General features: G+C 63.3%; 17 protein-coding genes and 2 pseudogenes. 4 read left to right on the top strand and 15 right to left on the bottom strand.

The genetic code is table 11. The features are described 5' to 3' along the window. Window positions 1-6: 6 nt before the first annotated feature. The 14 genes from traU to HJG53_RS16370 are packed head-to-tail and all read right to left on the bottom strand — an operon-like array spanning window position 7 to window position 11,385. On the bottom strand, window positions 7-1,026 hold the full coding sequence (traU, locus tag HJG53_RS16435) for a conjugal transfer pilus assembly protein TraU (RefSeq protein WP_026002699.1): 1,020 nt from the start codon (window positions 1,024-1,026) through the stop codon (window positions 7-9). Beyond that, on the bottom strand, window positions 1,026-1,295 hold the full coding sequence (locus tag HJG53_RS16430; RefSeq protein WP_017184770.1) for a hypothetical protein: 270 nt from the start codon (window positions 1,293-1,295) through the stop codon (window positions 1,026-1,028). Before HJG53_RS16430 ends, traU begins: the two co-directional genes overlap by 1 nt. Continuing rightward, the gene (gene traW, locus HJG53_RS16425; protein WP_017184771.1) at window positions 1,295-1,951 is read right to left on the bottom strand and encodes a type-F conjugative transfer system protein TraW; all 657 of its coding nucleotides are present in this window, start codon (window positions 1,949-1,951) and stop codon (window positions 1,295-1,297) included. The genes HJG53_RS16430 and traW overlap by 1 nt, the downstream gene beginning before the upstream one ends. Continuing rightward, window positions 1,948-2,481 carry a S26 family signal peptidase gene (locus tag HJG53_RS16420; RefSeq protein WP_017184772.1) on the bottom strand — a complete coding sequence of 178 codons (534 nt, stop codon included), beginning with the start codon at window positions 2,479-2,481 and terminating at the stop codon, window positions 1,948-1,950. The genes traW and HJG53_RS16420 overlap by 4 nt, the downstream gene beginning before the upstream one ends. After that, entirely contained in the window at window positions 2,462-3,151 is a 690-nt protein-coding gene (locus HJG53_RS16415; RefSeq protein ID WP_026002700.1) for a type-F conjugative transfer system protein TrbI, read from the bottom strand. The genes HJG53_RS16420 and HJG53_RS16415 overlap by 20 nt, the downstream gene beginning before the upstream one ends. Next, entirely contained in the window at window positions 3,144-3,497 is a 354-nt protein-coding gene (locus HJG53_RS16410; protein WP_017184774.1) for a hypothetical protein, read from the bottom strand. The genes HJG53_RS16415 and HJG53_RS16410 overlap by 8 nt, the downstream gene beginning before the upstream one ends. Before the next feature lie 3 nt (window positions 3,498-3,500). Continuing rightward, complete coding sequence (traC, locus tag HJG53_RS16405; protein ID WP_017184775.1) at window positions 3,501-6,086, bottom strand: type IV secretion system protein TraC; 2,586 nt, start codon at window positions 6,084-6,086, stop codon at window positions 3,501-3,503. A gap of 1 nt (window position 6,087) precedes the next feature. Continuing rightward, a complete protein-coding gene (locus tag HJG53_RS16400; RefSeq protein WP_017184776.1) occupies window positions 6,088-7,098 on the bottom strand; it encodes a TraV family lipoprotein in 1,011 nt (336 codons plus the stop codon). Next, window positions 7,095-7,970 (bottom strand): DsbC family protein, encoded by an 876-nt coding sequence (locus tag HJG53_RS16395; protein ID WP_017184777.1) that lies wholly within the window; start codon window positions 7,968-7,970, stop codon window positions 7,095-7,097. The genes HJG53_RS16400 and HJG53_RS16395 overlap by 4 nt, the downstream gene beginning before the upstream one ends. Further along, on the bottom strand, window positions 7,957-9,294 hold the full coding sequence (locus HJG53_RS16390; RefSeq protein WP_017184778.1) for a TraB/VirB10 family protein: 1,338 nt from the start codon (window positions 9,292-9,294) through the stop codon (window positions 7,957-7,959). The genes HJG53_RS16395 and HJG53_RS16390 overlap by 14 nt, the downstream gene beginning before the upstream one ends. A gap of 4 nt (window positions 9,295-9,298) precedes the next feature. Next, the gene (locus HJG53_RS16385; protein WP_017184779.1) at window positions 9,299-10,135 is read right to left on the bottom strand and encodes a type-F conjugative transfer system secretin TraK; all 837 of its coding nucleotides are present in this window, start codon (window positions 10,133-10,135) and stop codon (window positions 9,299-9,301) included. After that, window positions 10,132-10,713 (bottom strand): type IV conjugative transfer system protein TraE, encoded by a 582-nt coding sequence (locus HJG53_RS16380; RefSeq protein ID WP_017184780.1) that lies wholly within the window; start codon window positions 10,711-10,713, stop codon window positions 10,132-10,134. The genes HJG53_RS16385 and HJG53_RS16380 overlap by 4 nt, the downstream gene beginning before the upstream one ends. 1 nt (window position 10,714) lies before the next feature. Continuing rightward, a complete protein-coding gene (gene traL, locus HJG53_RS16375) occupies window positions 10,715-11,005 on the bottom strand; it encodes a type IV conjugative transfer system protein TraL (protein WP_017184781.1) in 291 nt (96 codons plus the stop codon). A 59-nt stretch (window positions 11,006-11,064) separates the two neighbouring features. Continuing rightward, a complete protein-coding gene (locus HJG53_RS16370) occupies window positions 11,065-11,385 on the bottom strand; it encodes a TrbC/VirB2 family protein (protein WP_017184782.1) in 321 nt (106 codons plus the stop codon). A 489-nt stretch (window positions 11,386-11,874) separates the two neighbouring features. On the opposite strand from HJG53_RS16370, the gene HJG53_RS16365 reads away from it, so the two are divergent. Beyond that, a complete protein-coding gene (locus tag HJG53_RS16365; RefSeq protein WP_230461512.1) occupies window positions 11,875-12,195 on the top strand; it encodes a hypothetical protein in 321 nt (106 codons plus the stop codon). A gap of 151 nt (window positions 12,196-12,346) precedes the next feature. Next, on the top strand, window positions 12,347-12,841 hold the full coding sequence (locus tag HJG53_RS16360) for a hypothetical protein (protein ID WP_017184784.1): 495 nt from the start codon (window positions 12,347-12,349) through the stop codon (window positions 12,839-12,841). A 38-nt stretch (window positions 12,842-12,879) separates the two neighbouring features. On the opposite strand, the gene HJG53_RS16355 is transcribed toward HJG53_RS16360, so the two are convergent. After that, complete coding sequence (locus HJG53_RS16355) at window positions 12,880-13,845, bottom strand: lytic transglycosylase domain-containing protein (protein WP_037515329.1); 966 nt, start codon at window positions 13,843-13,845, stop codon at window positions 12,880-12,882. 110 nt (window positions 13,846-13,955) lie between these two features. On the opposite strand from HJG53_RS16355, the pseudogene HJG53_RS16350 reads away from it, so the two are divergent. Further along, window positions 13,956-14,300: pseudogene (locus HJG53_RS16350) on the top strand (hypothetical protein); the annotation flags it as partial. Between the two features lie 117 nt (window positions 14,301-14,417). Next, a pseudogene (locus tag HJG53_RS18425) lies at window positions 14,418-14,599 on the top strand (IS21 family transposase); the annotation flags it as partial.

Raw genomic sequence — 14,599 nt, 5'->3', positions numbered from 1 at the left:
GGCCCCCTACAGCACGCAGCAATTGCGTTTGCGCCAGACGAGGTAGCCCATGTCCTCGCCGGCGGCGGGATAGGCGCGACCTGCGTCAGGCGGCATGGTGGATGCCCCGATCGTGGAGCAGGCGAAGCGGCCGCTCACGGTGGGGATCGGATTGACCATCTGGAAGCGGTATTGCTGCTTGCGCATGATCGGCATGAGGTACTTCTTGCAGAGCCCGGCCGAGCCCATCGTCCCCCAGGCAAGAGCTTCGCGGTGCATCTTGTAGGCGAAGCGCGACAGTGCGAGCCGCGAGGACTGAACATGGCCGATCGAGGACGGCACGTTGCCGTTGAGCGGATACATGCTGCCCTGGCACCCCGCACACCAGAACAGCGGATCGAGCGGCAGGTGGACGGTCCCGGCGATGCAGTCGCCGGCGCAGGCGACCTGGGCGATCGGGTTAGCGAAGACGACGGCTTCCGGATTGATCAGCGCCGTCAGACTATCGTCCTGCCAGAGCGGATCGACCTCGGTCATATAGGCGATGTCGAAGCTCGCCTGCTCGAAGCAGACGAAGTCGGTCAGGATCTCCATCCAGTAGAGCAGCGGATAGACGTACCAGTGCACGTGCCATTTGGCCGTGCTCTGCGAGCGGCCGCCCACCATCGAGGGGCCGGCCAGATAGCCCTGGCCGATGTCGAACCCCGGCGCGATGCGCACACCCCCGAGATTAGGAAAGCACCAGGGCTTCATTGTGACGTCCGCGAGCCGCACCGGCTCCCAGAAGCCGACCGAGATGCCGATCCTGGGAAGCGGGCTGCCACAAAAGCAGATCGGGGAAGCGGGATTGCTCGTATCCGGCCGGCCGCTCGGCCAGATCTTGAGGCCGCCGACCGAGAGTGGGAACAGGCAAGACCAACACACGTCGGTGATCGGATTGACGAACTTCCCGTGACAGGTCGGCCCTGCCGCCTGTGCGCTCGGCGCCAGAAAGAAGGCTGCCAGCGCCATGACGAGAAGCCGCAGAGCTGATCGAAAGCCGCGCATCACTGATCCTCCCCGGCAGGTTCGAGAAAGGCGGTGTCCGCGCGATGCTTGCGCGCGAGGTAAAGCGCCGTGGTCAACAGCGTGGCCGCCAGCAGCGACGCGATCGCACAGGGCGCCGCCTGACCGCTGATCCGCATCAACGGCTGCAAGCCCGCGACACTGGCGGCCAGTAGCAGGCAAAGAACCTGCCAGATCCGGCGCAGCCGCCGAAGATCGCGAGTCTCGGGTGCCGCCATCGGCGTTCGGAGCATGTCGAGCCACAGCGGCATCAGCCCGGGCTCCCGGACTTCAACACCACCTCGGAGACGCGCATCACCTTGCCAGCCTGGGTGACCACGGCTGGCGTATGCTCGATGCCGAAGCGGGAAGTGAGCTTGCCTTGCTGATCGAAGTAGAAACGCCGCTTCTTCGCGGTCATCTGCTCGACCGGCGATCCACGCACGAAGATTATCTTCGCCTTGAGGTCCGTGTAGCGCGTCGTGGCCCAAGCGAGCTGCTCGCTATCGTCACCGTCGATGAAGACAAGGTCCTGACGGATCGAGACGAAGTCGAGCGGGTTGATCCGCTGTCCCGCTGGGGCGATCAGGTTGCCCTTCTGGTCGCGGATGTCGCGTTCCATCGTGACCGACGGATCGAAGTCCCAGCTCCGGGCGGTCCGGGCCGGGGTGACCCCCGTGACGGGATCGGGTCGACGAACTTTCGCCTCGACGCGCTTGGCGAACATCTCGTTGGTCCGGGCGAGCTCGCCGCTTGCCTCTGCGCGGCGCAGGCGGTTTTCAATGGTGGAGAGCAGATCGGGCTCGATGACCGGGAACGCCTGCGCGGCCTGGCCATAGTCCTTGGCCTCCGACCGCATCGGCCCAACGACGATCAACCCGCCGACCGTTGCGGCGATGGCCAGCCCGCCTGAGATGAGCACCCTCATAGGATCGGCTCCCCGGTTCCTATGACCTGGCGCGCGCATACGAAGCCGATTTCGGCATAGCGGCTGTCGAAGCCATCCTTGTGCGGCGTAGCCGCGAAATAGCATCCCTGCGGCACCGGGCCGGTTGCGCCCGGCGTCAGGCGTTCACCAAAGCGTGTGAGCGGTTTCATCTGCGCGACGAGGTGGCCGTTCACCGCAACCTGGCGGCCAACGTGGCTGATCGTGTCGCCCGGCATGCCGTAGACGATCTTGCCGAACATCCGCGGCTTCGCGCCGAAGTGGCGACGCAGGAGCGTGCTTGGCGGCGGGTCGAAGAAAACATAGTCTCCGCGCGCCGGCAGCTTGTGGCGCTGGATGAGGAAGGCCCAGTTCGGAAGCGAACCCGTCGTGTTGATCAGCAGCAGATGATCGTCGCGCCATGCGCTGATCGCGCTGAGCAGAACGCTGCCCGCGATGAACAGGCCGAACAACAGCCATAGCCGCGTGCGTGGCCGCCAGCTTGGGCGCGCCTCACTGGCCGCCGATGCCATCGGAGCCTCCGAAGGTCGAAACTTGCGCAGCTGGCGGAGCATATTGCGGAACCGGCTGCTGCTGCCCTGAAGACACCATTCCTGGCGCCGCCATGCCCTGTGCGGCCATCATGGGATCGATCGGAGGAGCAGCCCCGGGCATCTGGCCCGGCATCTGAGCCGGGGCTGCAAGTTGGGGTCTCGCGGCCGCCATCGCCTGGGCATTCATCTGCTGCAGCTCCTCGGCCGAAGCTTGGCGCGGCCGCGGGACGCCCGAGGCGTAGACCGATTGTCTGAGGCTGTCGGTTATATCGGGCACGTTCTTCGTGAGCACGGCTTCGCCGACGAGCACGATCTGGCCGCCAGCACTGCGCCGCTGCAGTTCCTTGTCGAGCGACGCCATGAAGCCCCGCATCTCGGCCTCGACCTGCGCCGGAGGCGATGTCGAGCGCGCCTGCGCCTGCACATATTCCCCGACGATCGAGGAGAGCCGCGCCGAGACGATATGATCCTGCTTGGGCGTCACCAGTGTCTTGGTGACCCACATGCCCCAGACCACAGTGGCCAGAAGGATCAGCCCGGCGAGGATCTGCATACGGCTGAAGCCAGCGAAGAATGTTCGTCTGGGCTTCGCTGGCGCTGCTGGCGATACCGGTGGCGCGGGAAGGTCGAGTTCGGGTTGCTCAGCCATGGCGGGGGTCTCCCTGCGATCGGGCCGAAGGCAGGATCCTGCCTCTCCGCAGGACCATGAGCCCCACGGAAAGGATGAGATGTGCGACGGCGAAGATGGTCTTGAACGATGCGACCCGATCCGGGGTCGCGATGACGTAGCGGGTGCTGAGGTTGTTGAGCTGGTTCATCAGGCCATCGAGCGAGAAGCCGCCAAGGGCGAGAAAAAACAGCGCGAACAGGCCCCAGGTCATGAGCAGCGTTGATGCGAGGAAGCCGCCGAAATACAGGGTGAAATGAAGCATCGCGCGCGCGTCGATCGACGGCGGCGCGGATGGCTGTACCCTCGGCTCTGTGCTGCTGGCCATGGCTCACTCCGCCGCTTGCGCGAGCTCGGGATCCTCGTGAGAGGCCCATTTTTCCGGGTTGTCCGGGAAGGCGATCCGCTCGATCGCCTCATCCATGGTGAGGCCCTGCGTGACGAGATCCTCAATGGCGGCGTAGACGGCCGGACTGGAGGAATAGACCGTGGACGAGAAGGGATCGAGCACCAGGCGGCCGACCGCCAACGTCTCTGGCCCCTTGATCAGAATGTCGGAATATTCGCGGCCGTTGATCTTCAGCGAGCGCAGCAGCGCGTCGGTATAGTCGTCCATCTCGAAACGATCATGCTTCTTGAAGTCGGCGATGGTCTCCGGCTTCTGCTGGAGAATGACGAACCAGTCGCTGTTCTCAAGGGCGGCGATCGAACCCGCAGACTTGTAATAGTCGTTGAGCGACTGGGTCGCGGTGATGAGCGACGCATAATATTTACGGCAGGTACGCGCAAAGGCCTCGATGAACTCGGCCATCGCCCCGCCGCGCATCATCTGCCACGCTTCATCCAGGAATAGCGCCTTGGGGATCGAACGGTCGACCTTACGCATCATTTGCTGTGACATGAACATGATCGCGGCCAGCACTACGCTGCGCAGTTCCTCACGTGACGAAAGATCGGAGAGTTCGAAAACGGTGAGCTGGGCCGACAACTCGAAGGACACTTCGCCCTGGAAGAAGCGGCCATAAGTGCCGGCGGAGGAGAATGGCCGCATAGCTATGCCAAGATCGGTGGCCTGCTGGTTGCCGGTCGCATCCAGGGCGGTGATGATATCATCGATCGAACCAGCCCGCCCCTTCTCCGCCCAGACCGTGTTGACTGCGCCGTCGATCAGGCCGCGCTCGGTATCGTTGAGCCGATCCATGTGGCGCGACATCTGGTTCACGATGGCCTTGAGCATTGCCATGCAGTCGAGGAGATAGTCCTCATCGGTCGCCGCGAGTTCCTCGTCGATCATGCTGAACGGGTTGAGACAAAAGCCCGAAGCCATCGTGAACTCGACGAAAGCGCCGCCCTGGAGCTTGGCGGAATGCTCGAACGAGCGTCCGTCGTCGATGACGACAACGCGGGCGCCGGCGCCACAGAATGACGCGCACAGCTCCTGCAGCGTCACCGATTTGCCGGAGCCCGACTTGCCGAAGACAGCGACATTGTGGTTGCCGGCCGCATTCTCGAACGGGCTCCAGAAGAAGGGCTGACCACGTCTGCCGATCAGCATCAGATGGGGCACCTGGCTCCCGAGGAACTCGCCCTGAATGGGGGCGAGATTAGCGGCGGTCGTGGTCAGCAATGTGCGCATCCGCTTCATGCGCTCGAGATCGCGCGCGAGACCGTTGGCCATCGTCATCGGCATCGCGCAGAGCAGACCCATGATCTGCAGGTAGCGATCGTCGAGAAGATCCCAGCCCGCTGCCCGGTACACGGATTTGAGTACCCGTTCGTTCGCGTCCCCCCGGCCCTTCGGGGAGAAGGCGGTGACACTGAAGAAGACGCGCACGAGCTTGCGGCCCTGGCGCAGCTCGTCGTTCACATAGCGCCATTCCTGGCTCTGATCGCGCAGCTGCGGCAGGAAGCGCGACGATTTTGAATCGGCCAGGCTCGTTGTGCGCATGAACTTGAAGCTGGCCTTGTTGCTCGCGGCCATCGGATCGGGGAATTCGACACAGAGATTGGTCGCGACCGGGCACGGCATGCGCAGCTTGTCGGTAAACATGTCGCCGATCAGCCGGGCGACGTCCCATGGCGCCCAGCGTGCCGGCAGGTTGCGCACCGAGAACGAGCGGACGTCGAAGACGTCCGGCAGAATTTCACCGATCTCCGGCGCTTCGTCGATGGTCTTGCCGGTGGGCCGGAATCGCTCGGTGCGAAGCAGCATCCGGTCAGACTCGATATGCAATTCGACGTCCCGGCGGATTGCCTGGTCCGCGATCGGATCGAGCGGATTATAGCTGACCACGTCCTCGCCGGCAGCAGTAGTCGGCGAGGTAATGTCGTCGATCCAGGCAATGAGTGCCTGCGGATCCATCGTCCTGGCCGACACATTGATCGAGGCAAGCGCCGAGATGATGCCGTCCATGACGGCGACGATCTCCTCTGCCGTCACGCTCGAGCTCTCGGGCGTCGAATAGGAGATCGCCACGCGGTGATTGCGAAGCGAAAAGGGCGCGTCGGCCGAAAGCGACTTCCAGACCCCGTCGGTCAGGAAGTCGACCCGGTGCTTGGCCATGCGCTCATAGACGCCGCGCGCGGAATAGCGCGGGAGATACCATTTGGAGAGGCGCTCGCCGATCCGCGGACTCATCCATTGGTGGAACTGCAGACAGCCGGGGGCAGGAATCGCCTCCGAGAGAAACTGGGTCAGGATCTCGCCCGTGCGTTCGTCCGCGCCGACGAGCGGCGCTGCTTCGATCACGAAGCCGCGCGATGCGCTGTTGTAGAATATCCCGGTCTTGGGATCATAGCTGCGATAGGGCAGCCAATGCGCCAGCATCGGCACGCCAAACTCCGGCCGCTCGGCGTCGGGCCGCTTGGCGTCGCCCAGGATCCCGGACAGCAGGCTCTCGAAGAAGCTCCCCGCCATCTCACTTGTCCTCCGGCACGGCAGCAGGGAAGTTCGCGGCCTTCACCGTCGCGCCGATCGCCGCCGGCGCGGCTGCCGCTCCGGTCTGCGCAACGCCGGCATCCCGGGCATCCTTAGCCGCGCCATTGGCGACCTCCTGATAGTGGGGATCGGCCTTCACGCGCGCGACCGCCGCCGCGCCGGTCGCGCTCATAGGCTGCGGAGCGGGTGCCGAGGCCGCCTTGGCTTCGGGACTGCCGCTCGCCGGTGCATCAGAGGGGGGATGAGGCACCGTCGAAGCGGCAGCCGGCGGAGTATGGCTCAAAGCCGCCGCCGTTCCCGAACCGGATGTCGCTGGCGCCCTGGGAGCGAGACGCGCCCTGACATCCGCTTTGATCGCACTGACCGGATCGGGGGCCGGATCAGGCTTGCGCGCCCGGGCAGCCGCAACGGCCGCCGGGTCCGGTCCGTTCGGATCGCTGTCGGCGAAGCCTGTCAGCGGCGGATCGATGCGGTCGACCGCATCACCAAGCGATTCCTGGATGTCTGGTGCCACCGCCGACGCCCGCGCCGGCATGGACGCCTGCATCAGAGCCTGCTGCCGCCATTCCCCGCTCGCGACGACCGCATGGACCGCACTGGCCTCGTGGAGCCGGCCACGCTCGTCGATATAGGGCTGAAAGACGATCCGCAGCACCTTCTCTTGGCTGCGTCCGGCATCGGTCGAGGCAAGGCGCGCGGATTGGCCCATCGCCACGCGATTGGTTTTCCCGCGCATCGGCTGCCGCATATTGCCGGTGGGCAGAGCATCGCCGTCCGAAGGGTCCGCCGAGATGAGCGCAAGCGCCCTGTCGTCGATCGTCGAACTCGGCGCGCAGATGCCGTCGGGCGCCGCGCAGGAAAAGCTGCCGCGCACATTGCCGCCGAAACTGGCGCAGCCATTGAGCGCCAGGAGACTGGTCAACCCGAGCACACCCGGCAGCCACAGACGACGGCGGCCGCCGCCATGCCCAACCAAGGACCGCCGGATCACGACTGGCCTCCCTTGAGCCAATTCTCGAGGAAGGCGCGCGGCCGGTAGCCCTCGATCACCGCACCGTCGCCGCGCACGATGACCGGCGTGCCGCTGAGACCATGGCGGTGGGCGAAGGCCTCGTTCGCATCGAGCCCCGAGGTGTTGCAGGAAGGTCCTGCCTTGATTTCCTCTCCGGCATAGGCTGCATGCAGCGCGGCCTCCCGGTTCCTGGCGCAGTAGACGCGGTCGGCGACATCGCGGCTTCCGAGCACCGAGATCGGCCGTTCGACGACCCGCACGTTCATGTCCTTCAGGACACTGGTGAGCGCCCGGCAATAGCCACAGCGGAAATCGGTGAAGACCGTGATCGTCTGGCCCGAAGGATTGCCCCAGACGATCGCACCGTCTCGGGGCAGCTCGGCGAGCGAGAGCTTCTGCGGCGTCGCAGGGCGGACTGGCTTCTCCACCCGGCCCGGCGTTGCCGCAGCGAGCTGTGAAGTATCGTCTTCGCCGCCCGCATTTGCCGCCGCATTGGCCTTCGCGGCTGCGCCGACGAGCATGTCGGGGTTCATCTCGAGCAGACGGGCGGCCGTGATGTCCTGCCGGGTCTGCATGTCATAGACGCGGCCGATGACGAGGAAACGCGCGCCCGTATCGACGTAGAACAGGTTGGCGCCCGCGGTAATCTCGCAAAGGCCGCTGATCTTGCCGCAATCGATAGCGGTGACCGGTGTCTTGGGCAGCCGCGTCTTTAGGAGCAACCGGACCCGGTCTTCCGGGCTGTTCGTGTCGGCCGCGAGCGCGATGCCGGCGACGCTCAGCCCGAGGAGCGTGGTGAGGACGAGGCGCGACGGGCGGCCCAGCGCGCGCAGACGATCAATTGCGAACATAGACACCCTCCAGGAAGACAATCTCAACATCGATGCCGGTCGGCATCTCAATCACGGGCTGGTATTGCTCGGCGCGTTCGATCAGATATTTGGAGACCATGTCGCCAGTCTGGGCGACGCCCTCGCCGAAACCGCCCTCGAGGATGTCGCCCGTCGAGAGCTTCTGGCGCTGGCCGTTGGTCGTGATGTTGGTGCCCTGGAAGACCGAGTTGGCATTCGCCGAGAAGCCACGGCCGAAGCCGCCAGCAAGGCCCGCCAGGAAGGCCTGGGTCACGAGCGAGCCTTCGCGGGACACCACCCGGCCACGCACGCCCGTCTTACCCCCGAAGGCGATGAAGCCCTTGACCTCGGAGACCGCGTAGCGGCCGCCGGGCTGCGGGCAGGTCATCTTCTGAAGCTTGACGTAGACCTTCTCGCTCGAGAGGTCGCCGCGCGCCGCGCCGTTGATGAGGCAGCCCTCTATCTTGGTCGTGAGCAGGCGGCCGTTCTGGTAGACCGAGCGCGCCGGACCCGTCACACGCAGCACGACGGGCAAGGGATCGCTCTGGCTGTTGACCCCCGCGCTCGCATCCACGCCCACGATCACCTTCGCACGCGCGAAGCTGTTGGGCGGCAGATAGTTGACGCTGTCGGTATAGACCGTGTTGCCCTTGGCAATGCGGGAGGCGTTGCCGCTATCCGTCGTCGTGAAGTTGACGAGCTTCACTTCCGCGGCCGAAGCGATCGGAGCCGCCGCTTGCGTTCCGCCCTGCGCGCCCGGTCGCTGATAGGCCTGCGGACCATAGGGCCCGTACATTGCGGCCGGGCCGGGCGCCGGTGCTGCGGCAGTCCGGCGATCAGCGACCTGCCGGCGAAGTTGCTCGTTTTCGGCCTGGTAGGCGGACAGGACCCGCTGGCCATCGGCCTGCATCGCCTGATTCTGGCCCTTCAGCGCCTCGACCTGCGCGGTCAGCGCCTCGAGCCGGCTATTCTGCCCGTCGATCGACTTGAGTTGGTTTTCTGTCGACTGAAAGCGGTTCTCCGAAAGCGCCATCCATTCCTGCTGGGAGAGGTTGCGGTTGACGAGATCCTTGGTGGAGACGTCGACCTCGCTGACGCCGTCGTCGGTCTCCTTCGATTTGTCGCCGTCGCCGCCGAAGATCCAGAAGGACGAAAGGACCAGGCCCACGCCCGCGACGCCGGCGAGGAGCAGACGCTGGCGGCGGCGGACTGCGTCATTGGCACCGAGATCGCCCGACAGCGGGGAAACTCCCTCTTCGGTGCCGCCCTCGCTGCCGCCGTCGAGAGGACGGCGACTGCGCTTCAGGAAATCGGAAAGAGCCATATCCTCACCTTCCCGTAGGAGTATTTTGGCCAGCCAAGGGGCTCGGACCATTTTGCGAGACGAGGTAGGCCGTGGTGACCTTGCCCGGTGCGAGCTTGGTGTCGGCGATCGAGACGGCGAGCGCGCTCGAAGGAGCGACCATGCTTGTGGTAAGCTCGACGCTCTGGTCACCCTTGTTCTCGATCCGAAGCACCCGGCCGGTCAGCTCGGAACCCCGATATTCGGCGATCATCTGGACCTTGAGAGTGCCAACATAGACGGGGCGCAGGGTGCGCTGGCGCATCTCGTAGCCATCGGCGACGGCATTCGAATACATGGCCTGGACAAGCTCGACGGCGGCATCCTGGGGTCCCAGCTGATTGGCGGGACCATTCTCGGCCGCCTTTTCGTTGGCGATCGCAGGGTTCGAAACAAAGACCTGGGCGGCCTGGTCCCCGCTGATCCGGCACACGAACTTGTAGACGTAGCCGCGCTTGCTGGTCGCGAAGAAGGAAAGCGCGGGTCGGCCAAACCCGTCTGGCACAGACAGGTAGATGTCACCGCGGACCGGCTCGTTGACGACCGAGAAGTCGTCCTGCGGATTGCCGGTCGAGATCTTCGACACGCTCGCGAACTCGTCCTCGACGAGGCTGATGCGGGTCAGATCCTTGGCCGACGCGGTGCAATCAACCTGCGCGCTGTCGCTCGCCATGATCGTCTGATCGGCGAAGGCCGGCTCGGCGATGAGGAAGACCGCCAGGGCGACGAGGCTTGCGCCGATGAAGCGGCTCGCGTGGCAAGTCACGCGCGAGAGGAAGGCAGTGCCGAGCGCGGCACTCCCGATAGCATAGACCGGCATCATGATGAGCTCCCCTGTTGGTCTTTCGCGGAGCCGGTCTTCACCATCCCGAAGCCCACCAGCTTCAGCGACAGGCCGGAATATTCCCAGTCGTAGCGGAAGGTGCGGTTCTCGCTGGAGATGACCTTGTTGCCGACGATCGTGTGCAGTTCGCCGGTCACCTCCGAGCGGAGGTTCCTGGTGTCGATCTCCATCTTCTGGATGGTGAAGAACTGCGAGATCGAGGAGCCGCGCTGCTCGCTGACGATCTTGAGCAGGTCGGCCTTGATCTTGCCCTGCGTGCGCGGGCTCGCAATGTCGAGCACCGCATTCATCCAGTATTCGAGGTTCTGCGGGCTGCGATCGAGCGTCAGCACGACCGTGTCGCGCGTGATCATCTCCAGATATTCGCGGCTGACGCCGGCAGAGCTGACCGTCAGCGGAGAACGCAGCACTGGTTGCAGCACCACCTCGCGGTCGCGCGACAGGCTGACCGTGCAGAGCAGCAGGGTGATCACGGCGAGCGCCACCGCGGCGACGGCCAGAATGTTGCGCTGGCGCAGGATCCGCTGGCTGTTCGTATGGCTGTAGGAAAGTTCCATATCACCCCGCCATCAGTCGAAGATATGAGGGTGGCGTGGCTCTCAGGCCGGTGAAGCCGGCCGGAAGATGCCAATAGGCCAGGTGAAGCAGCCAGGACGTCGCCCGGCCTGCCTTAGCTTTTCTGAGACCCCACCAGCCCGCCCCCGAAAGAAGCATGCCGATAAGGATGTGCTGAGACAGGATCCCCCAGACGAATGGGATAACCATCGCCAGGAACTCATCCAGCGTCCACAGCCCGATCAGCTCGGGATCGTCGAGATGAGTTGGAATGACGTACTTGTCTGCGGCCATTGCACCACCCCCTCCTGGACCTGGGCGGAGCTGCTACTCCGCACAGGCCTGGGATCGGTTCAGATCGTCGCGGTCACGGTGGACGTGACGATCGGCACGCCGGTTCCGGCACCGACGCCGACGCCGACCGGGATCGCGATCTGCCCCATCGAGAAGCGACCCGAAGCGAGGGCGACCACGCCGCCGGCGAGGCTGAGCACCGTGATGATCTTGCCGCCGGATCCCTCGAGGAAGTCGGTGAACTTAGTGAGCGCGGTGTTGAACGTCGTGTCGGCGCCGGCGAAGGCGGGACCGGCGAAGAAGAGAAAAGCGAACAGGAGTACGGCGAGGGCGAGGATCGCCAGCTCCGCGTGTCCGCTCTTTTGGAGGACAGACTGCATGTGGATTTCCTTCGATTGGAGACGCGACGGAACCGCGCCCAAACAAAGCTGGCCAATCACATCGCCGCACCGCAACGACGTATGGGATCAGCCCCCTCCCGAATCGGGAAAATTTTCGATCATGTTCGATGTCGGTGATGAAAATGGGGCACCGTGTCCCGGTGATCAGGGCATCCTGCCCCGTCATATGGGGCAAATTGGCCGGGTTGACGGGGCGTTATGCCCTGCAATTGCGGACAGGCTTCATTCGCGGTAGATTCGCGGCGCAAGACTCGTCAGATATTAACCATTGCCTGTTCATAATCCCGGCAAGGCAACCGACCATCGATCGGGCTCTAATGGATGAGGGCAGTTCAGGACGTGGGCACTATGGGCGCTGACTCACGAGACTTTACACTGGATATCTCCGAACGCTTCTTTCATCTCACGACTGAGAGCCTTCGCCTTCATTCTAATAGTACTAAGTGCTATCAGACGCTCGAAAATCTCGTGAACAGCCGCGTTCCAGGAATAGAAAAGATAGATGATGAGGATGCGGAGAACCTAAAGCGCCATCTGGTGGCTGTCCCTACAGGCGGAAGCATTCAGATCCATTTAGAGATTACGGAGACGAGTGCCAAAAATCTTGAGAGAATAAAAGAATTGCTCGAAACAAGACTCGAAACCAACATTTCTGTTGGGGACGCTCTTTCTGCCCTTTTATTCAACTATATAGTCGAGCAGCGGGCAGCTCGCGTGATTTCCAAGCTCCAGTTGGACGAGTTCGATCAACCTCGCGAGACCGGCCCATTCAAGGGGTCCCGGCACTAACAAGCGCGGTCACCAATGCGTTAGCCTTTCGGTTCGGACAAATCTGGTCGAAACCACGCTTGCATTGGCTTTTCTGCTATGATTGTCTTCCCCATCCGAACGGCATTGGGGGATCGATATGACATCTCTTGCCAAGTTAGGGGCGTAAGTTGTGGAGCTCGCCCAAGGCGACGAGCTGCAGAGGGACTATGTGCCTCTGATCCTGCGGGCGATGGCTTGCAAGAAAGCAACTCAACGCAAACTCGCCCACCTGACCGGTATCAGCAAATCGAGGCTGGGCGTTTTGCTGCACAGCAAGCCCGAAAAACGCGTCACCATGACGCTTCCTGAATTTGAAACAATATTGCACGCGCTCGGCATGAATCTAGTGCACGCATATGTGTGCCTGAAAACCTTCAAAGGTCTCGATGAATATTATCAGAAATGTTATTCGACGGCTGTCTTCATGCTCTGCGACATATGCGTGCGCGCGCCTGAGCGAATGATTGATGTGCTCGAGGAATTGGGTGGCTTCGATGGAACCGAGATCAGGCTGGCCTGGAGCCCGTCGCTCCAAAACGCATTGATCAAGAAGGTGACCGAGGAGGTCCAAGCTATTCATGAGCGCAGAAATCGCCTCACCCATGGCGACGATTTCGACCTCTAGCCGAACTGTTCGTGGACATGGATCAGCAAACCATGCGGCTAGAATGTCGAGACGGACGCCTTCCTTCCGATTGTTGGGCGCAGCTGCGTGTTAGGGCCGGCTGTCGTCGAAATGATTGTCGCCTGGCGCCCGATCCCGCTCAATCGCGACCAGTTGAGCAGAACATTGTCCACATAGGCTTGCGTTTCAGGGATCTGCGGGACCAGGCCATTCCGAATCCGCCCCGGTCCTGCATTGTAGGCGGCGAGCGCGAGATGATAGTGGCCGAAACGGTCGAGCTGCTGGCGCAGATATTTCGCGCCCCCGCGCAGGTTCTCATTGATGCTGTAACGGTTGACGCCCAGTGCAACTGCCGTGTCGGGCATCAACTGTGTGAGCCCGAATGCGTTCTTGCGCGAGAAAGCGTCGGGCCGATACCGGCTTTCCCGGATGATCATGGCATCGAACAGGCCAACCGGAATGCCATATTGGCATGCGATGTTGCTCATCATGTCGTAGTAACTAGCCCGGCGCATCTCGGCATCGGACGTCAGAAATCCGGTCGGCCGGTAACCCGGCGAAGAGCAGCCAGGCACATAATGATAAGCCGCCGACGCGAACATGGCGCCGCCTCGCATCCAGAGCGGGACAGGCACGCTGGATGCAGGCGGGAGCTGTGCTTCGACCGCCATCGCGCCCAACTGCGCGACGCCCACATGGGCGAACGGATCTTCGGCATCGGCAGGCGCCGACCGGGGATTTGTGTCCATGAAATTGTTCGCCATCTGGAATTCCACCCATTGCCGACTGAGGTCATGCACCCGAAAGTCCCCAACCGGCGGCAACAGTGTCGCATCTGGCAGATCCCGAACTGGCGCAGCCGGCGCCGCGACGTCTTGCTTCACCGGGGCGCCCATCGCGATGAGCTGGACGCTTCGGACCGCGTGTTCAGGCCTCGAGACGGCGGGCGCTTCGACGGAACAGATCAGGCCGACGGTGGCGACACCCAAGAAAAAAGCACGCATGACGACCTCCCCATTCTTGAACCGAGGAAAATGGACGCCAGCCGAGTCCATCTTGTCAATCCGCCCCGAGACACTCTGACGGCCGGCCGCACAGCTCTTGCGAGAGCGAAATGTGGCTGATCGCGCGATACAGCAATGGCTGCGGAAAGGGCCGAATTCCTCTTCCAGAGGCCGTTCGGAATGCCCTGGTTCGCTGGTACATCGGCCAAGGTGCCCGGGCCGATGAAGAAGCGGGGATCATGCTCGTCCAGCAAGCGCGCATCGGCGAAAAGTGGATCGCCTGTGACTGCTTGCCGCCAGGTGAACCGCCGCCCATCCTGACTCCCGCCTTCCTCTCGGAAGCTGAAACCTACTACCTGCGGCGTCTTACGAGCACTGATCGGCCCGAGCATCAACCCGATTGCCCGTTTTTCCGCGAACAGGCAACAAACCGCATCACCGAAGTGTGGACACAGGTGTGGATCGGCGTGGAAAAAGGACCCCGGTAGCGGGGTGATCGGCGTCGAAAAAAGACCCCTCATCCCGGTGGTCTAGGCTGCACGCTTGGCGGTGTGTCAGGCGGCGAGATCGGGATGTTGGTATTGGAGACGGTGTTGAGGATCCGACGCGAGCACGCGTCGGGGAAGGCCATCAAGGCGATAGCGCGCGACCTGCATCTGTCGCGTGGTGTGGTGCGTAAGGCGGTTCGGGCGCCGGAGGCGGACATGGCCTACCGGCGAGAGGTTCAGCCGTTACCGAAGTTGGGACCGTTCCA

Source organism: Sphingomonas sp. ID1715 (assembly GCF_013044515.1).
In the GTDB taxonomy this organism is placed as follows: domain Bacteria; phylum Pseudomonadota; class Alphaproteobacteria; order Sphingomonadales; family Sphingomonadaceae; genus Sphingomonas_B.
This window is presented reverse-complemented; position numbering and strand designations above follow the sequence as displayed.